This window comes from Aquibaculum sediminis (assembly GCF_040712085.1).
GTDB lineage: Bacteria > Pseudomonadota > Alphaproteobacteria > Kiloniellales > DSM-21159 > Aquibaculum > Aquibaculum sediminis.
Window position 1 is genome coordinate 86,222 of record NZ_JBFCVK010000002.1, and the last position, 18,740, is coordinate 104,961.

12 protein-coding genes are annotated in these 18,740 nt (G+C 65.4%); 3 read left to right on the plus strand and 9 right to left on the minus strand.

What is annotated here, in order from left to right:
• Positions 1–34: 34 nt before the first annotated feature.
• Entirely contained in the window at positions 35–184 is a 150-nt protein-coding gene (locus ABZ720_RS03100; RefSeq protein WP_366553708.1) for a hypothetical protein, read from the minus strand.
• Between the two features lie 342 nt (positions 185–526).
• Here ABZ720_RS03100 and ABZ720_RS03105 point away from each other — a divergent pair, with 342 nt between their 5' ends.
• A complete protein-coding gene (locus tag ABZ720_RS03105; RefSeq protein WP_366553710.1) occupies positions 527–1,525 on the plus strand; it encodes a LysR substrate-binding domain-containing protein in 999 nt (332 codons plus the stop codon).
• A gap of 24 nt (positions 1,526–1,549) precedes the next feature.
• Here ABZ720_RS03105 and ABZ720_RS03110 read toward each other — a convergent pair whose 3' ends face one another.
• The 7 genes from ABZ720_RS03110 to ABZ720_RS03140 all read right to left on the minus strand — a co-directional run bounded on the left by ABZ720_RS03110 (position 1,550) and on the right by ABZ720_RS03140 (position 8,067).
• Positions 1,550–2,785: a TRAP transporter large permease gene (locus ABZ720_RS03110; RefSeq protein ID WP_366553712.1), complete on the minus strand. Its 1,236-nt coding sequence runs from the start codon at positions 2,783–2,785 to the stop codon at positions 1,550–1,552.
• A 30-nt stretch (positions 2,786–2,815) separates the two neighbouring features.
• A complete protein-coding gene (locus ABZ720_RS03115) occupies positions 2,816–3,385 on the minus strand; it encodes a TRAP transporter small permease (RefSeq protein WP_366553714.1) in 570 nt (189 codons plus the stop codon).
• The gene (locus ABZ720_RS03120) at positions 3,385–4,350 is read right to left on the minus strand and encodes a TRAP transporter substrate-binding protein (protein WP_366553716.1); all 966 of its coding nucleotides are present in this window, start codon (positions 4,348–4,350) and stop codon (positions 3,385–3,387) included. The genes ABZ720_RS03115 and ABZ720_RS03120 overlap by 1 nt, the downstream gene beginning before the upstream one ends.
• Positions 4,351–4,417: 67 nt before the next feature.
• A complete protein-coding gene (locus ABZ720_RS03125) occupies positions 4,418–5,170 on the minus strand; it encodes an SDR family NAD(P)-dependent oxidoreductase (RefSeq protein ID WP_366553718.1) in 753 nt (250 codons plus the stop codon).
• Between the two features lie 45 nt (positions 5,171–5,215).
• Positions 5,216–6,259, minus strand: coding sequence for a transketolase family protein (locus ABZ720_RS03130; protein ID WP_366553720.1), 1,044 nt, complete (start codon positions 6,257–6,259; stop codon positions 5,216–5,218).
• Entirely contained in the window at positions 6,256–7,107 is an 852-nt protein-coding gene (locus ABZ720_RS03135) for a transketolase (RefSeq protein WP_366553722.1), read from the minus strand. The genes ABZ720_RS03130 and ABZ720_RS03135 overlap by 4 nt, the downstream gene beginning before the upstream one ends.
• Positions 7,108–7,362: 255 nt before the next feature.
• On the minus strand, positions 7,363–8,067 hold the full coding sequence (locus tag ABZ720_RS03140; RefSeq protein WP_366553724.1) for an FMN-binding negative transcriptional regulator: 705 nt from the start codon (positions 8,065–8,067) through the stop codon (positions 7,363–7,365).
• A 277-nt stretch (positions 8,068–8,344) separates the two neighbouring features.
• Between ABZ720_RS03140 and ABZ720_RS03145 the strand changes: the two genes are divergently transcribed.
• Both ABZ720_RS03145 and ABZ720_RS03150 read left to right on the plus strand, forming a co-directional pair.
• Entirely contained in the window at positions 8,345–9,370 is a 1,026-nt protein-coding gene (locus tag ABZ720_RS03145) for a universal stress protein (protein ID WP_366553726.1), read from the plus strand.
• The gene (locus ABZ720_RS03150; RefSeq protein ID WP_366553728.1) at positions 9,367–17,814 is read left to right on the plus strand and encodes a GH36-type glycosyl hydrolase domain-containing protein; all 8,448 of its coding nucleotides are present in this window, start codon (positions 9,367–9,369) and stop codon (positions 17,812–17,814) included. Before ABZ720_RS03145 ends, ABZ720_RS03150 begins: the two co-directional genes overlap by 4 nt.
• A gap of 36 nt (positions 17,815–17,850) precedes the next feature.
• On the opposite strand, the gene gcvA is transcribed toward ABZ720_RS03150, so the two are convergent.
• Positions 17,851–18,729 carry a transcriptional regulator GcvA gene (gene gcvA / locus ABZ720_RS03155; RefSeq protein ID WP_366553730.1) on the minus strand — a complete coding sequence of 293 codons (879 nt, stop codon included), beginning with the start codon at positions 18,727–18,729 and terminating at the stop codon, positions 17,851–17,853.
• Positions 18,730–18,740 lie beyond the last annotated feature (11 nt).

Here is an 18,740-nt window from a genome sequence, read left to right on the forward strand (position 1 = left end):
AAATTCCCGCCGAACCAGTCCAACAGCAGGATATTTAGCCGAACACCATCTCCATCTGCTCCGCCCACGGTCGGTCAGCGATAGCGACGAGATCGTTCAGCGAGAGTGCCGGTGGTACACGCCTGATGACAAGGTGATCGAGCACTTCGGGCGACAGGTAGGCGAGCCGCATCATCCGGCTCACGAACCTGGCTGTTCATTCCCGAGACATAGGTAACAGTTTGTACCTAAGACATGGGTGGCACCCTTGGTCCGAAAGGGTTGTCGATAGTCTGCAGGGTTCTCTGTTCCGGGTCGACGTATCCCAGATCGTAGTTCATGAAGCTCACGAGAAATCCCAGCTTGCGAGCGACGCACTTCAGGGGGAGATCGGCCCGGCCCTCAGCCGGTAGCTGTCCTTGGACGGGGGCCTCCCCCTGGTGTCGAACCCCGCTTGGAGGGCTACGCGCCAGTGTTTTCAGCCAGAGCCATGTTAACCTGAAGTTTCGCTTCGTTCACAGAAATTTGGCCCGGATCGAATCTGCATATGCGTGACATCAATCTGAGAGCCACCGAGTATTTTGAGGCTGTGGCGCGTTTGGGGACCGTGACCAAGGCTGCGGCGGAACTCGGCGTGTCGCCTTCGGCGGTCAGTCAACAGATTCGCATTCTTGAAGAGCAGTTCGGCGTGCGCCTGTTTCGGCGGGAAAAGCGCAGACTCGTGCTGACCCTGGATGGCGACCGCCTGTTCCAGACCACCACTCAGGCTTTCCGAGCGATCCGCAATGCGCGCAGCGCCATAACCCGGCAGAGAAACGTGCGCACTCTCGTCATCCGGGTCAGCCCCAGCTTCGGGGTGCGCTGGCTGGGCCCGCGCATTGCCGACTTCGCGGCACAGAACCGGGACTGGAACATCCGGATAGATGCCACGCCGGATTTCACGGCCTTTGAAACGGAATCTGTCGATTTCGACCTGCGGTACGGCCTGGGGGGTTGGGCCGGGCTTACGGTCAACAAGGTCATGAATGACCTGGTCATGCCGCTCTGCAGCCCGGACTATCTTGCGCAGCTTCGGGCCATCTCCGACGACCCCGTTGAGCAGTTGCGCGCCGCGCGTCTGATCGACAGCGTAAAGATGCTCTACCGCTGGGATATATGGCTGGCGGCACATCGGGTCGAGGTCGCCAACCTCAGCTACCCCTTTCGTTTCGATCGCTCCTCCATGTCCATCGAACTCGCCAAACAGGGGGGCGGATTGGCGCTCGACAGCGTCACGCTCTGCTTGCCTGAGCTTCAGCGCGGAGAACTGGTGCCTTTTTCGACTGAGTTTGAAGTGATCGACTTCCCCGCCTACTGGCTCGTCTGTCCGCCCCGGCATTTCAACCGGCGCATTGTGTGCCGCTTTGCCGATTGGTTGGCGGAGGTCGCCACCAGCCATGATGCAGCAGCGCGCCGCCTGCTGGTGGATCTTGGATGCCGTTTCCGTCCCGAGAGTGGGCCGAGCGGGCCGGAGTCCTTGGAGGGCGCCGAGACGGAGACAGGCTGATGCGCCCGCCGCCGCCTCGTCAGCTCAATAAATGGTGAGGGCTGGAACGTAGGAAATGAGAGCTAGGACCACCAGGGCAACCAGATAGAAGGGAATCAGCGCCTTTACCGTTTCCCCGATCCTGGCGCCAGAGATCGCCGCTGAGATGAACAAGGTTGTTCCAACAGGCGGGGTGAAGAGACCGATCGACAGGTTCACCACCATCATCAGTCCCAACTGCACCGGGTCGAGCCCGATCGCCTGCGCGATGGTCACGAACAGGGGCCCAAGCAGGAGTACCGCGGCGGGCAGATCGAGGAACGCCCCCACGATGATCATCGCGATGTTGAGCGCGAGGATGACCATCCAAGGCTCCGAAAAGCTCGCCTGCACCCACATGGCGAGTTCCTGCGGCACCCGTTCGGCGGTCAACAACCACTGCACGGTGGAGGAGGCCATGATGATGATCATGACTGCGCCGGTCATCAGGGCGGTATCCACCGAAGCGGACCAGACGCCGCGCCAAGTGAGGTCGCGGTAGATAAGGCCGCTGATTGCCAGGGCGTAGGCAACAGCAAGCACACTGACTTCCGTCGGCGTGGCCAGCCCGAATCGCAACGTCCCGATGATGAAGACCGGCATCAACAGCGCCGGTATCGCCGACAGGATCTGCGGTTTGAATGCCCGAAACCCGCCTTCCAATGGAGAGCGCGGCAGGTTGCGCACATGGGCCACGACAGCGACGGCCAGCAGCAATCCCAGGCCCAGAAGAAGTCCCGGAAGGATCCCAGCGATGAAAAGGTTGACGATGGAAACGTTGGAGATCAGGCCGTAGAGGATCAGCGGGATGGACGGTGGAATCAGCACCGAAACGGACGCTGAGGAGGCCGTTATCGCGGATGCGAAGGCTCGGGGGTAGCCCTGTTTGATCTGCACTGGGATCAGGGCATTGCCCAATGCCGAAGCGTCCGCAACGGCCGATCCGGAAACGCCGCCAAACATCACCGACCCCATGATGGAGACGTGTCCCAGGCCACCCTTGAGATGCCCGACAAGCAAACGCGCCATGTTCACGAGGTAGACGCCAAACTTGCCCGACATCATGAGGTTGCCCGCCAGAATGAAGAAGGGAATGGCGAGCATGGGGAAGCTTTGGGTCGGCGTGTACAGGCGCTGGGCGATGGCCGCCATCGGCTTCCCATCCAGCCAAAGCGCGACGGCGACGCCTCCAAGCATGGCGTGGGCTACCGGCACCGCGATCACCAGCAGCAGGAAGAACACCAGAACGAAGGGCGCAGTCATGATGGCCTCTTAACTCAGGCTTGCTTCGGGGGTCTGGCTCGCAGGCGACTTGCCCGCGAGAATCTGCAGGATCTCGAGGCCAGCGATCACCGCCATGGCGCCGAAGGCATAGGCGAGGCTCGAGTAGCCCCAGACCTGCTTGATCCCGAGTGTGGCGAGAGTCTGGAATGTGGATGCCTTCAGGATCGGCTGGCTCGACCAGAGGATGCTGAGCGAGATGACGAGGATTGCCGTCTGAATGATCAGAACAAGAACCGACAGCGCGCGACCGGTCAGCAGGTTCGACAGTATGCTCACCGCGACGTGACGTCCGCGCGCCGTGGCGATGACGATGCCGCCGGCCACCAGCCAGGGCAACAGGATGGCATGGATTTCGTAGGCCCAGGTTATGCCCGAGCCCAGCGTATAGCGAAGGACAACGTTGACGAACAGGGCTGCAAACATGACGCCGAGACAGACCACGGCGATAAGACGGCCGCTCCAGTCGAGAGTCGAGACCAGTCCCTCAGCCACGGCGAGGAAGAGGCCTTTCGGCCTCTTCCCGCCTTCCTGTCGGCTGTCATCGGAGCCGAAGGACATTAGTGACCCGCCGCTTCCCGAAGGGCTGCGACCAGTTCCGGATAACGCTCGGCGTAGGCGTCATACACAGCCTGCGTGGCCGACTGATAGGCTGCCTTGTCGGCTTCGGCAAAGACGGCACCTTCCTCTTCCATCTTCGGCCGCAGTTCCTCGTCCGCTGCCAGAGACAGGCTGCGCTGCAGTTCGCCGGCCTCTGCCGTCGCCTGCAGAGCGCAGTTCTGCGTCGCCTCATCGAGGCCGGACCACCAGGCCAGCCCGGCAGCAACCGGCGTGGCTTCGTACATGTGACCGGTCAGGGTGATGTAGGGCGTGATCTCATGCAGGTTCGCCGTATAGATGTTGGTAAGGGGGTTTTCCTGACCATCGAAGACGCCCGACTGCAGGGCGGAAGGAACCTCGGACCAGGCAAGTGGCGCCGGAGATGCACCCAGCTCCTCAAAGATCGCGATCGCCATTTCACCCGGTGGGGTGCGGATCTTCATGCCGGCCAGATCGGCAGGCTCGGAGACGTGCTTGTTCAGATGGGTGACATTGCGGATGCCGTTGTCCCAGTAGCCGAGGATCTTCAGGCCGGCACTCTGGGCGCGCTCATCGATCATGGCGCCCACGTCACCGTCGAGCACCTCCCAGGCGGTCGGCAGATCCTCGAACAGGAAGGGCAAACCAAGCAGGCCGATCTCCGGAACCATCTGGCTCATGGCACCCTGGCTGTTGGCGGTGATATGAATCACGCCCGCAGAGGCGGAGGTCAGCATTTCCGAGTCATCGCCCAGCGTGGCTGAGGCGGCGACGTTGACCGTATGGGCGCCTTCGCTGCAGGCGGTAAAGATTTCCGCCCACTCTTCCGCGGCGACGTAGCGCGGATTTCCCGGGTTCTCGCCGTGCGCAAAGATCACTTCCTCGGCCTGAGCAGCGCCGGCCAGGATGGTGGTTGAGGCCAAAACGGCCCAAAGCGACGTCTTCATAGTGTTTCCTCTCCTATTTTGAGCAACAAGTGCAAGCGGTGCCTTTCTTCGTGGCGCCGCCGGCATATCAGTGGATCAGGGATCCACCGTTCACATCGACCTCGGTTCCCGTGCAGTAGGCCGAGAGATCCGAGCCGAGAAAGAGTGCGCAACCGGCCACGTCAGAGGCTTCGCCAGCCCGACCCAAGGGGATACCGGCCAGAATTTGTTCGTGCATCTCCGGGGTGAGTTTCCCGGCGGTGATGTCGGTCGCGATAAAGCCGGGGCATATTGCATTGACGCGAACATTGTCCGGCGCGAGTTCGCGCGCCATGGCCTTCGTGAGACCTAGGACTCCAGCCTTGGCAGCGGAATAGTGCGGGCCACCAAAGATGCCGCCGCCGCGCTGGGCGGACACGGACGACAGATTGACGATGCTGCCGAACTTGCGTGCCCGCATGCCAGGCACCACCGCTTGGCTCATGTAAAGCGTGCCACGCAGGTTAACGTCGAGAACGGCCTCGTAGTTCTCCGGAGCGATCTCCATGAGCTTCAGGGGCTGGGTGATCCCGGCGTTGTTGACGAGCACGTCGATGCGTCCCCATTGGGCTTCGAGGTTTCGGGCCGCTGCTTCGCAAGCCGCCTTGTCGGTGACGTCGCAGGCTAGGCCTCGGTGCCCCTCACCCAAATCCGCAGCGGCGGCTTCGGCTGCCGCGGCGTCGAGGTCGAGGATGGCGACGGTCGCGCCCTGCTCGGCAAAGAGCTGCGCTGTTGCCTTGCCTAGGCCACGCGCGCTCGCAGCGCCAGTGACGATCACATACTTGTTGTCCATCAGGCCCATGGCCGACTGTCTCCGCTTCGTTGAATGCGTCGGATCATGCTGAGGTCAGAGCCAACTTTTGATCTGTTCGGTTACCCGATCCACGCTCAGTCCATACATTTCGTGGAGTGTCGGGAGGGCCCCTGCTTCCAGGAACTGGTCCGGCAGGCCGATCATGTGGAATGAAGGTGTGACGCGGTTCGTGAGCAGGGTGCTGGCCACGGCTTCTCCGAGACCTCCCACGACGCTGTGATTTTCTGCCGTGACGACCAGCCGCCCCCCCTTGCGGGCTTCGGCCAGGATCGTCTCGATGTCGAGAGGCTTGATGGTCGGCACGTGCAGCACGGCGGCCTCGATCCGATCCGCCGCGAGCCGTTCGGCTGCATCGAGCGCGCGCATGGTCATGAAGCCGGTGGAGATGATGAGGACGTCCTTGCCGTCTCGGATCACCTGGGCCTTGCCCAGCTGAAACTTGTAGTCCGGCTTATGACGGGTCAGGACCGAAGGCACCTTGCCGCGCAGGAGGCGGGAGTAGACCGGCCCGTCGTGCGCGGCGATCTGCGGCACCATGCCCATGATGTCGTCCGCATCACAGGGATCGATGATCGTCATGTTGGGCAGACCGCGGAAGATCGCCAGGTCCTCCGTCGCCTGATGGCTGGGGCCGTATCCGGTGGTGAGGCCCGGGAGCGCGCAGACGATCTTCACCGGGAGGTTTTCCTCCGCGATGGCCATGGCGATGAAGTCATAGGCGCGCCGCGAGGCGAAGACGGCATAGGTGGTGGCGAAGGGGTTGAAGCCCTCGCGTGCAAGCCCGGCCGCGGCCGACATCAGGAGTTGTTCGGCCATCCCCATCTGGTGGAAGCGATCAGGCATGGCCCGGGCAAAGATGTGCAGATCAGTGTATTTCGCCAGGTCCGCGCTCAGGCCGACGATCTTCTCGTCCTTGCGCGCCGTTTCCACCAAAGCGTGGCCGAAGGGCGCGGCGACGGTGTCGTAGCCTTCCGCAGAGAGGGAGGCGATCATCGCCGAGGTGGCGATCGGCTTGCCGTCCGGACCCAGCTTGACCTGGCGCGGCTCGTACTTGCGCTTCATCGATGCGAGAGTCATAGCGGCTTCCCCTTCTCCAGCACCGCGAGCGCCTTCGCCCACTCGTCGGGCTCGACGCGCACGAAGTGGGTGATCTCACGGCTCTCCAGGAAATCGACGCCCTTGCACATGGTGGTGTCGAAGATGATCACGCGGGGGCCCGGGTGGTCTGTTTCCCGAGCTGCGTCGAAGGCGGCGACGACGGCTTCCAGGTCATTGCCGTCCACGCGCTGGGCATACCAGCCGAAGGCTTCCCACTTCTTCGCTTCCTCGCCCTGTGCCAGTGCGTCGGTCGGCTTGCCGTCGGCCTGCTGGTTGTTGAAATCCACGAGACAGATGAGGTTGTCCAGTTTCCACTGGACCGCCGACATCACAGCTTCCCAGGTCGAGCCTTCTCCCAACTCGCCGTCGGACATGAGGTTGTAGACGAAGGCCGGGCTCTGCTTGCGCTTGAGCCCCAATGCCATGCCTACGGCGACGCCCAGTCCATGACCCAGCGAACCGCCGGTGATCTCCATGCCGGGGGTATAGGACGCCATGCCGGACATGGGCATCCGGCTGTCATCCATGCCGTAGGTCTCGTACTCCTCTTCCGGCAGGATGCCGGCTTCCATGAGCACGGCGTAGAGCGCGATGGCGTAGTGGCCGATCGAGAGCAGAAAGCGGTCACGCCCTTCCCACTCGGGGTCTTCGGCTCGGTACTCCAGGGCGTGGAAATGGGTGGCGGCGAGAACATCGGCTATGCCGAGGGCTTGGCCGATGTAGCCTTGGCCCTGAACCTCACCCATAAGAAGTGCCTTGCGGCGAATGTTCCACGCTCGCAGCTCGAGCGATACGTTGGATGCCGCGCTGGCGCGCCCTGCTGGCATCTAAGGGTCTCCCTTTGGCATCTTGACGGTTTGGCATCTTGACGGTTTTCACACGCATAGCATGCGATGTCGCGGGAGTAATTTATTATTTCTTTCAGAGTTTGTTAGGTGGGCTAACAAGGTGTGCTCGGGGTGGCCGATCTTGACCGCGCTCGGTCGCCACCACGGCGACCGGCACGCGGGTGCGCGTCGATCGGACCGCTTTTCGCCGGGCAACCAAACCTCTGCGAGCAGAACGTCGCTCACGCGGCGGTGCTACTCATCCTCCCCTTGACCCCGCCGGCTTCCCGGCTCCGTCTGCCCCACCGCGGCCTCACCTTTTGGCGCCGCATAGTCGAGATGCGGGCGCAGGGCGCGCATTCTGGCGGCCAGTTCCCGGGCGGCGGTGGAGGACTGCTTGGCGAGTTGATTGGCGACCGCGACGTGGTCCGCATCGGGCTTGTGGTGGTTCAGTTTGGACTGCCCTTCGATCCGGTCGACGGCGATCTCGACCACCCGAATGCCGTTCAGCATGGTCTCGCGCTTGCCAGGCTCCATGGAGGTGAGTGACCAGGGCGCCTTCGGCAAGCGCGCTTCGGCAACGGCAAGGAGGTCGTCGCCGTGGCTGCGGTTATCCGTCAGGGGGCGTTGGCTGGCGACGCCAGACAGATGCACCGCTTCGTAAAGCCAGGTGGAGACCTGATCGGCGGAAGCGTACCAGTCGTTGGAAACGTAAGAATCGCCACCCGTCACGGCCAGCAGGAAGCGCTGGCGGCCGTCGGCCAAGGCGATCAAGGGGTTCTTGGCCGTGAAGTGCACCTGTGCGACCACGCCATTCGCCTCTTCGTGGAGCACAAAGGGAACATGCGAGCCGACCGGGCCGTCGGGCCCGGCTGCAACCACCAGGCCGAAGCCCCGCTCAGCGGCAAACGCGAGCGCCGCCTGTTCTTCCATCCGGAAGGCTGGACGAATGATGTGCATAAGTCTCGGTACTCCGCTTTCTTGGCCCAGCCCAGCCATAGCACCGAATGGCCTGAAGGGCGAAGCCGAGCGCTGCAGGAACATCGCCCCGCCTGCCTGGGTCTGAAGCGCGGCGCCCGTTTCGGGGCAGATCATAGAGGGAACGCCACGACGCTCAGGGGCTGCTTCACTTTGGCTGCGTGTCGGAACGTAATCTGTGTCAGGCTGTTGATTCCCCAGTGCGGGACCGAGGCAATGCTTGTCGTGGCCTGTCGCACCGCTTTGCCGGGAGCGGATCATGTCTGAGTCTGAACTTCGGAAGTCTGGCAAGTTGGGGCCTGTGCCGCCTTTCCATCCCGCCCAGCACCAGATTCTTCACCATGTGCTGGCCTGTGTCGATGCATCGCCCTTTGCGTATGCCGTTCTGGCGCACGCCGCTGCGGTGGCCAAGGCGGCTGAGGCACGCATGACCGTCATTCGCGTCATCGAGGCCTCCACGGCACAGGTGCCCACGGACCCGGTGGAGTGGATGCTGCGCCATCGCGATGTGGAGGCCGACTTGCGCGAGCGGGCGTCGCACTTTGGCGACCTTCACGCCGATACGTTGATCGTCGACGGTCCGGCTGCCGAACGCATCTGTGCCTGGGCGCGGGACCATGCGGTGGACCTGATCGTGCTGGGTCGGGGTGGTGAAAACCACGGGGCCTTCGTGGGGCTGGGCGACACCGCGCGTCGGATTGCGGAGATCGCCAGCGGCTCGGTGCTGTTTGTCCCCTCGACGTGGGTCGGAGGCGCGCAGATTCACTATCGCAGGGTGCTGATCCCGCTCGACGGGTCTTCGCGATCGGAATGTGCCTTGCCGCTCGGCTTGGGGATCGCGGCCGCGCTCGATGCCGAGATGGTGCTCATCCAGGCCGCCCCGAACGTCGAACTGATCGAGGCGGACCCGCTCGAGGCCGAGGCTATCACCTTGCGCGACCGGCTGCGCCTTCGCAACGAGCGCGCCGCCGAGCAGCATCTGAAACGGATCCGGTCCCGGTTGCCCCCCACCCCGGTGACGAAAGTACGGGTGTTGCCGAGCGGTGACCCGCGGCATGCGCTTGCACGCGCGGCGATCGAAGAGCATGCCGACCTCATGGTGCTGTCCTGCACCGGCCAGAGTGGGCATCCGGACCTGTTGGTGGGCAGCGTCGCCGACTATCTGATCAACCACATGCAGATCCCGGTCCTGCTCGTGCGGAGATCCGAAGGGAGTGCCCAGATGGTCCGCAGGAAATCGGGTGAGGCGGTGGCCGCCAGGCTGCCGAGCCGGGCGCTGATGTGACACTGGCCGCAACGTCAGCGGAAGGCCCAGTCGCACCGGAGAGGGCCTATGCACATGCCGCCGTCCTGATTCGCGCGCAGCATGGCGTTGAGACGGGCCTGCCCGAGCCGGCACCCATCTGGGTGAAGCTCCCCACCATTCTTCCCTGGCTTGATCGCGCCCGCGATCATTGTGTCGATCCGCCACCCAATGCGGCAAAAGCCTCGGAATGGTTGCTCGACAATGAGTTTCAGGTGCGACGCGCCATTCGGCAGGTTCGCGAAGACCTCCCCGCCACGTTCTATCGCCGGCTGCCGCGGCTTGCCGCGCCCGAATATCAGAGAATTCCACGCGTCATGGCGCTGGCGCAGGGCATGCTCGACGTCATGCACATGCAGGTCAGCCTCGCGAGTGCGGTTGAGTTCGTCCGCGAGTACCAACAGGACGCGCCGCTGACGATTGCCGAGCTCTGGGCATTTCCGGCGATGCTGCGCCTCGCCTGCCTGGAAGAGCTGGTTCAATCGTTCTCCGAGCTCGTGCCCGAACTTTCGACCCCATTCGAACCGACGCCGCGCATGACGCATGACGAGGCGCTCGATCCGACCGAGGGAGTCTCGCGCGCGATCTCGGCCCTGATGGCGGTGTCCAACACCTCCTGGAAAGCCTTTTTCGAGCAGGTGAGCCGTGTCGAAGCCATCCTGCGAGATGATCCTGCCGAGATCTATTCGGCCATGGATTTCGACACGCGCGATCGATACCGCAAGGCCGTCGAGGAAATCGCGGATGGCGCACCTGCGTCCGAGTGGGAAGTCGCAGAGGCCGCGCTGAAACTGACGCGTGCCCATGCCGGCGCACGGCGTCTTGGTCATGTCGGAGCCTGGCTGGTCGCGGAGGGGCGGGGAGAGCTCGAGCAGGAGGTGGGCTTTCGTGCCTCCTGGGGTGCCGCCCTGCGCCGTTGGATCATCGCTCACCCCGGCAGGAGCTACGCTGGGGCGCTGGCAGGTTTCGCCGTTGCGGCGATGATCGTGCCGGCACTGCTGCTGGCCATCCTCGACGTCGGTGCTTTGGCGTGGGTGGTGGGACTCCTGCTGGCGCTGACTCCTGCCATGATCATCAGCGTCACCTTCACGCTCTGGATCGCAACCCGGCTCGTCCCGCCTCGGGTGCTGCCGAAGCTCGATGTCGAGCACGGACTGGCCAGCGGCTGCGATGCGGCCTTGGTGATGCCGGTGATCCTGCGCAAAGCGGCCGAGGTTGAACCACTTCTGGAGCGGCTGGAGGCGCATTGGCTGTCGAACCCCGACCCGCTCATCCGCATGGCTCTGCTGAGCGACCTCGCGGACGCCGAGGCTGAGCGCATGCCGGCGGACCCCGCGATCGAGGCCGCCCTCGTGGCCGGTGTGCGCCGCCTCAACGCGCGCTACGCCGAGCATGCGCCCTTCGTGCTGCTCCATCGCGGGCGTCGCTGGAATCCGGCCGAAGATTGCTGGATGGGGTGGGAACGCAAGCGCGGCAAGCTCGAGGAGCTGTCCAACTTCATTCTGGGTCACTCGCCCGACGCCTTTGCCCTGCGTGAAGGCGATGCCAACGCGCTGCGCCGCGCGCGCTTCGTCGTTACCCTCGATGCCGACACCAAGACGCCGCCGAACGGCATTGACCGGCTTCTGGGCACTCTGGCCCATCCGCTCAACCGTGTGGACTTCGACCCCACGACGGGACGGCCGCGCCACGGCTACACCTTCATCCAGCCCAGGATCGAGATCTCGCCCGACGCCGGCGATCGCTCGCTGTTCACCCGCCTCTATACCGGCGATACCACGATTGACATCTACAGCCGGGCGGTCTCGGACGTCTATCAGGATCTGTTTGGCGAGGGGATCTTCACCGGCAAGGGCGCCTTCGACGTCGCCGCGTTCCACAGGTGCCTGCATGGCTGCGTGCCGGAGAACGCGATCGTCAGTCATGATCTGTTCGAGGGGCTTCATGGACGCGCCGCCCTTGCCAGCGACATCGTTTTCTATGAGGACTTCCCCGCCAACTATCTCGCCTATGCGCGGCGCGCCTTGCGCTGGATCCGGGGGGACTGGCAGCTTGCCCCCTGGCTGGGCCGAACCGCGCCAGGCCGCGGCGACACGCGCCGTCCCAACCGGCTTTCGGCGCTCGACCGTTGGAAGATACTCGACAATCTCCGCCGCAGCCTCATCCCCCCGGGGCTTGTTGCCTTCGCGCTTGCGGGTTGGCTGGCGCTGCCGGACCAGGCTCTGCTCTGGACTGTGCTGACGGTCATGGCGCCGGGCGCGTACCTCTTTACTGACCTCATCAGCAGCCTGGCGCGCGGGCGCAGACGGGGCGCCGCGCGGAGCAGTCTGCGCCAGTTGGCGGATCATGCCGGCCGCTGGCTGTTGGCGATCATCTTCCTGGCCTACGAGGCCGCGGTGGCGGTCGAAGCGATCAGACGTACGCTCTGGCGTGTCTACGTCTCGCGCCGCCGACTGTTGGAATGGACTTCAGCCGCCCATTCCGCGGCAGAGGTTTCTCAAACCCGGCTCGGGATCTGGCGGGAGATGGCCGCGGCGCCTTTGATCGCGGCCGTGATCATCCTCCTGCTCGCCGGGCTCGTTCCCGCTGCACTGCCCGGTGCCGCGCCGCTGCTCCTGCTCTGGTTCGCGTCGCCCGAAATAGCCCTACTGATCAGCCGGAAGCGACCGGCGGTGGTGGAGGCCCTGCAACCTGAAGACCGGCGCTACCTGCGCCTGATCGCGCGACGCACCTGGCTCTTCTTCGAGACCTTTGCCGGTCCCGACGACAACTGGCTGCCGCCCGACAACTATCAGCCAAATCCGCACGAGGAGATCGCACACCGCTCCTCTCCCACCAATGTCGGGATGCTCTTCCTCTCGGCGCTGACGGCGTGGGATCTGGGTCACATCGGCCTGCGTGATCTTGCCGCGCGGATGGCCGCCGCCTTGAACACGCTCGATCGGCTGGAGAGCCACGCCGGCCACACGCTCAACTGGTTCGACACGCAAACACTTGAGCCCCTCACGCCGCGCTATGTCTCGACGGTCGACAGCGGCAATCTGGCGGTCAGCCTGCTGACGCTTCGCGAGGGCTTCAGGGATGCCGAGAGAGGGCCGGCGCTATCACCGACCCTGTGGGACGGACTGGACGACACACTTCGCCTGCTGCACGAGGCGTTGTCCGCCCTGCCCGAGGGAAATCGAAGGCCGATCTGTGACTTGATCGACGTCGTTCTCGCCAGGCTTCCGGACATTCGAGGCCTGCCGCGGCGCTGGCGGTCGGCGCTTGATGAAATCGGCGCGCAGGAGTGGCGACAGGTCCAGGGGCTTGTCGCCACGGCGCTGGAGTCGGATGTCAACGCCGACCCGCGCGAGATCTATCTGTGGCTGGAGCGCAGCGATCATCACCTGCTGAACATGCGGCGGGACTTCGATCAACTGGAGCCATGGGGGGTGCTGGCCGATCGGTTGCCGGCCGCGCTTGAAGGACGGACGGAGCTGCTGAATGCCCTGCCGCCACCCGATACGCCACTGTACCAGATGGCCGACAGGATCGACCGGGCGCGCGATCTGCTTTCCCGGCTTGCACCGGCCGATGCCGAGAGCCGGCACTGGGTCGCAGAGGTGGCCGCCGCCCTCGAGCGGGGCCATGCCGCTTGCCGCGATCTCTCCGACAGCCTGGAGCAGTGTGCAGCCCGCGCCGAGGCGCGCGCCTTCGGCATGGATTTCCGGCCACTCTATGACGCGGAAACCAGAACCTTCTACATCGGATACAACCTCGACACCGACCGATTGGACCAGCACCACTACGACCTCCTGGCAAGCGAGGCCCGACTGGCGAGCTATTTTGCGATCGCCAAGCGCGACGTACCCGTCGAGCACTGGTTTCATCTGGGGCGTCCGATAACCAAGGCTGCCGGCGTGCTGACGACGCTGTCGTGGAATGGCTCGATGTTCGAGTACCTCATGCCGACACTGCTGTTGCCGAGCGACGCGGGGCGGCTTCTGGGACAAAGCGAACGCGCCGCTGTGGCCGTGCAACAGCGCTACGGTGACAAGCTCGGCCTGCCCTGGGGTGTCTCGGAATCCGGCTATGCTGCGCGTGATGCAGCGCAACGCTACCAGTATCAGGCCTTCGGGGTTCCCGGCCTTGGCCTGAAGCGCGGCCTCGCTGAGGACTATGTGGTTGCGCCCTATGCCAGTGCACTGGCTCTGGCCGTTGCGCCGCGCCTTGCCACGGTGAGCCTGCGCCGGCTGGATGGGCTCGGCCTGCGTGATCGCTACGGCTTCTTCGAGGCGGCCGATTTCACACCGGACCGGCGGCCGGCAAAGGCCGCCTTTACGCCTGTCCGCGCCTATTTTGCCCACCACCAGGGCATGATTTCCGCCGCCATCGGCAACGCGCTGAACAGCAACATCCTGGTCAGGCGGTTCGGCCGCGAACCGCGCATGCGCGGCACCGAGCTGCTGTTGCAGGAGCGCGTGCCCTGGGAGTTCCCGCCCGAACAGGCGACCGAGGCGGAGAGCGCGGCGCCGGACCTCGCGCGCGCGCCGACACCGGCGCTGCAGGGTTGGACGGCACGCAACCGGCAAGACCCTCAGCTCCATGTTGTCGGCAACGGGAGTCTTGCCTCCTGGATCACCGACGCGGGCGGTGGGGCGCTCTGGTGGCACGGCCAGTCGCTTACGCGCTGGACCGGCGACGCCCTCAGCCGAAGCGGGGACTCGCGGATCTATATCAGCGAGCGCGAAACCCAGGGCGTCTGGTCGCTCGGCGGAGGCGCCTCGGATGGCTCGCTGGAGACCAGTTTCCATGCCCACAAGGTCGAGTTTCACGAGCGCGCGGAGGGACTGTCAACGAACCTCGAGATCGCGATTGCGCCGGGCGATGACGTCGAGATCCGCCGCGTCACGCTCTCCAACGACAGCGACAGGCTGCGCGAAATCGATGTGACGAGCTACGCCGAGGTCGTGCTTGCGCCCGCGCTTGCCCACGAGCGCCATCCCACGTTCAGTAAGCTCTTCGTCCACAGCGAGCGGCTTGAAAGCCAGAACGCGCTTGTCTTCAAACGCCGCCCAAGGCGCCCCGCAGATCGGCCGCCGGTGCTCATTCACAGCCTGCTGACGAGCGATGCTGCGGTGACGCCGGCCGGTTTCGAGACGGATCGCAGAAGGTTTCTGGGCCGGCACGGCAATCCCGAACGGCCACCGGGTGCGAGCGGCTCGCTGGATGGCACCGCCGGATGGACGCTCGATCCGGTGATGGCCTTGCGGGCGCGTGTTGTCTTGGCGCCCGGTGCGCGCGCACGGGTCGATTTCGTAACGGTTGCCGCGGGCTCATACGAAACGGCGCTTGGCATCGCCGAGCGCTATGCAACGGCACCGGCTCTCGACTGGGCGATGGAAGACGCGTTGCGATCCGCCGCGCTCGAAGCGCGACGCCTCGGGCTCGATTCCCGGGCCCTGGCCGAGGCGCAAGCCCTCTGCCGTTATCTCGTCTTCCCGCGCAGGCCGCCGCTCGCCTTGTTGGCGCAATCGCACACGACCCTTCCGGCCCAGCCGGAGCTCTGGAGCATGGGGCTGTCCGGGGATCTGCCGATCGTTCTGGTCCGGGTTGTCGACGACGCCCATGCGCAGCTGCTGCCGATTGTCGTCCGGGCGCATCAGTGGTGGTTGAGGCACGGCCTCTGTGCGGATCTGGTGGTCTTGCGCGAGGGCGCTTCGGGCTATCAGGAGCCGATACGCGACCTGCTTTTTACGGCGCTTCGCGGAGCGAACGTGCCCGAGAGTCTGGGCGGGCCGGGTGGCATCCACCTCCTGGCGGCGGACCGCCTCGGGGCAGCCGAGCGGCGCACACTCCTGGCCACGGCCCGCGTGTCACTGGACGCAGCCGCCGAGACGCTGGCACAGGCCATGACGCCGCAGCGCTCCGGGCGCACGGCGCCGCCACGGTTCCAGCCGGTCGGCCCGCCGCCGCCCGATCCCGTTCCGGCGCCGCCACTCCTGCGCCCCAAGGACCTGGTCTTCGACAATTCCCTCGGCGGCTTCGCCCCGGCGGAGGGCCACTATGTGGTCCACCTGGAGGGCGGGCAGGTGACGCCGGCGCCCTGGTGCAACGTGCTGGCCAATGAGAGCTTCGGCACCATCGTCTCGGAAGCGGGACTGGGCTTCAGCTGGTGCATCAACAGCGGGGAGCATCGCCTCACGCCCTGGTCGAACGATCCGCTGGCCGATATCCAAACCGAGGCGCTCTATCTGCGCGACGAGGAAACCGCCCGGATCTGGACGCAGACGCCTTCACCGGCGGGCGGTGCTGCAACCTGCCAGATCCGCCACCGTGCCGGTGCCACGACTTGGCAGCGCAATGCAGAGGGCCTGGAACAGCGACTGACCGTCCTCGTCCCGGCCGAGGCTCCCGTGAAACTGGCGCTTCTGACCCTGACCAATCCTGGTGACCGCGGTCGCCGGCTTACAGCCACCTACTATGCCGAATGGCTGCTTGGCTCGATGTCCAGCATGGCGCGGGCGCACCTGGTCTGCGGTTTCGACAGCGACAGTCGAGCCTTGATCGCCCGCAATGGCTGGAATCCCGAGTTCGGCCAGCGCACCGCCTTTCTCGCTTCAAGCCGCCCGCCGCACAGCCTGACCTGTGATCGCGCGGGGTTCCTGGGGCGGCAGGGAGATCCCGCCCGCCCGGCCGGCCTCACGGCCTGGAACCTCGATGGAGACCTCGACAACATTGCCGACCCCTGCGCGGCGTTCCAGATCCATATCGATCTGGCCCCCGGTGCCACGGAGGAGGTGGTCTTCGTGCTGGGAGAGGGCGCCGATCCTGCCGAGGCGGCGCGGCTCGCGGTGCAGTGGAGTGACGTGGAGACGGCCCGGCAGGCGATTGTCGAGAACGACGCCCTCTGGAAACGCCGGCTTGGGGTCGTCAATGTCGCCACGCCCGACCCGGCGTTCGACCTCATGGTCAATCACTGGCTGGTCAACCAGAGCCTTGCATCGCGCATATTCGCCCGGGCCGGGTTCCAACAGGCCGGAGGGGCTTTCGGTTTCCGTGACCAGCTTCAGGACATGATGGCGCTGCTGTTCATCGAGACTGAGCGCGTGCGCGCGCATATTCTCGAGTGCGCGTCGCGCCAGTTTGAGGAGGGCGACGTGCTGCACTGGTGGCATCCGCCGCAGGGGCGGGGCGTGCGGACGCACTGCTCGGACGATCTCCTGTGGCTCGTCTATGCAACCGGCCGATATGTCAGGGCGACGCAGGACACCTCCATCCTCGCCGAAGAGGTGCCGTTTCTCTCCGCGCCGCCGCTGCGCATCGACGAGGAAGACCGCTACTCCCTGTTCGAGTGGGGCGAAGAGCGCTCCTCGCTGTTCGAGCATTGCCGGCGCGCCTTGGAACGTGGCGTCACGACGGGCGCCCACGGGCTGCCCTTGATCGGCACCGGGGACTGGAATGACGGCATGGACCGCGTCGGCAACCAGGGTCGCGGTGAAAGCCTATGGCTTGCGTGGTTCGCGGCCGTCTGTGCCCAGGCTTTCGCCGAGCTGGCCAAGGATGTCGGACGCAGCGACCTGCACGACATCTGGATGGCCGGCGGCGACGAACTGCGTCGCGCGGCCGACGCCGCCGGCTGGGATGGCGACTGGTATGTGCGCGCCTTCGCGGACGACGGTCTGCCCTGGGGCTCGAAGGAATCCGACGAATGCCAGATCGACAGCATATCCCAGTCCTGGGCGGTCCTGGCCGAGGGGCCGTCGCCGCAGAGAGCGGCCACGGCCGTCGCATCTGCCACCGCGCGTCTCGTCGATCGTGACGCGCGCCTGGTGCGCCTCCTGACCCCGCCCTTCGACCAGACACCGCGCGACCCTGGCTACATTCATGCCTATCCGCCGGGTGTGCGGGAGAATGGTGGCCAGTACACCCACGCAGCGGCCTGGCTGGGCCTGGCCCACGCCCGGCTGGGTGATGGGGACCGTGCTTATGAGATCTTTGACCTGATCAATCCGATCCGCCGCACCGCAGATCTGGCCGGCGCCGAGCACTACCGGGGCGAACCCTATGTCCTGGCCGCCGATGTGCGCGGGGCCGAACCCGGGATCGGCACGGCGGGCTGGACCTGGTACACGGGCGCGGCCGGCTGGACCTGGCAGCTTGCCGTCGAAGGCATTCTCGGCCTCAGCCTCCAGGGCGGCGCCGTGAGGATTGCGCCCCGCCTGCCCAAGGAATGGGGCGGTGCCGAGGTGAGCATCAAGGGCCCCGACGGGACACTGATCATCGTCATCGAGGATCCTGAAGGGATCGGCACCGGCCGCGTCGAGCTCTCCCAGGACGGGCGCCCTCTGGACGGCGACAGCATCACCCTCCCGACAGACGGAACGGACCGCCGCATCAGCGCACGCCTGCGCCCATCGCAAGCGACGCCAGAGCCGAAGTAGGACTGCGTCGGGGAAAGGCCGAGACGGCGTCGGAGGCTATTCCCCCGCCTCTTTCAACATCCAGGAGACGAAGGCCTTCACCGCCGGGCGGTCCTGCGCCCAGGGGGGGCAGGCGACGTGGTAGGCGTGGCGTGCCGGCACGCGCAGATCGAAGGGCGTCACGAGGCTGCCGCGTGCGAGGTCGTCCGCGATAAGGCGGCTGTGCCCGATGAGCACGCCCAGCCCGTTGCGCGCGGCTGCGGCGGCAAGGCTGTAGAGGCCGAAGGCGCTTCCGTTGGAGCGCACGAGCTCGGGCCGGCCGGCCGCTTCCAGCCAGAGCCGCCAGTCGTCCTGCCAGTGCTGGTCGTAGAGCAGCGTGGTCCGAGCCAGGTCGTCCGGGGATGTCAGCTTCTCCGCCAGTTCCGGCGCACAGACCGGGAAGATCGTCTCCTGGAAGAGCTTGTGCACCTCAACGCCCGGGTGGCGGCCGTCGGTGTAGCGCAGGCCCACGTCGAAGGCCTCGCCGCGGAAATCGACCACGGGTGCGTCGGTGGACAGGAGCAGTTCGATTTCCGGGTGGCGCTGGTGGAAGCGTGACAGCCGGGGCAGCAGCCACATCTCCGCCAGCACCGGCAGCACGGTGACGCGCACGCGCGCGCCCTGGTCATGGCGATCAATGTCGCTGGTGGCGGAGGCGACCATGTCGAGGGCCGCCCCGATCCTTTCGGCGTAGCGCTGTCCGGCATCGGTCAAGGCAACGCCGCGATGAAAGCGGCGGAAAAGTTGTGTTCCGAGCGCCTGCTCGAGCAGCTTCACCCGCTGGCTGATGGCGGCCGCCGTCACGTTGATCTCCGAGGCCGCGGCCTGGAAGCTCCCATGGCGCGCGGCCGCCTCGAAGGCCCGCAGCGCGTTCAGGGGCGGGAGATGGCGCGTCATCCAGGCTCCAT

What these genes read in the sequence shown, in the direction of transcription:
- ABZ720_RS03105 (WP_366553710.1), top strand. Translation starts at nt 527, where the DNA reads ATGCGTGACATCAATCTGAGAGCCACCGAGTATTTTGAGGCTGTGGCG.
- ABZ720_RS03115 (WP_366553714.1), bottom strand. Translation starts at nt 3,385, where the DNA reads ATGTCCTTCGGCTCCGATGACAGCCGACAGGAAGGCGGGAAGAGGCCG.
- ABZ720_RS03120 (WP_366553716.1), bottom strand. Translation starts at nt 4,350, where the DNA reads ATGAAGACGTCGCTTTGGGCCGTTTTGGCCTCAACCACCATCCTGGCC.
- ABZ720_RS03125 (WP_366553718.1), bottom strand. Translation starts at nt 5,170, where the DNA reads ATGGGCCTGATGGACAACAAGTATGTGATCGTCACTGGCGCTGCGAGC.
- ABZ720_RS03130 (WP_366553720.1), bottom strand. Translation starts at nt 6,259, where the DNA reads ATGACTCTCGCATCGATGAAGCGCAAGTACGAGCCGCGCCAGGTCAAG.
- ABZ720_RS03135 (WP_366553722.1), bottom strand. Translation starts at nt 7,107, where the DNA reads ATGCCAGCAGGGCGCGCCAGCGCGGCATCCAACGTATCGCTCGAGCTG.
- ABZ720_RS03140 (WP_366553724.1), bottom strand. Translation starts at nt 8,067, where the DNA reads ATGCACATCATTCGTCCAGCCTTCCGGATGGAAGAACAGGCGGCGCTC.
- ABZ720_RS03145 (WP_366553726.1), top strand. Translation starts at nt 8,345, where the DNA reads ATGTCTGAGTCTGAACTTCGGAAGTCTGGCAAGTTGGGGCCTGTGCCG.
- gcvA (WP_366553730.1), bottom strand. Translation starts at nt 18,729, where the DNA reads ATGACGCGCCATCTCCCGCCCCTGAACGCGCTGCGGGCCTTCGAGGCG.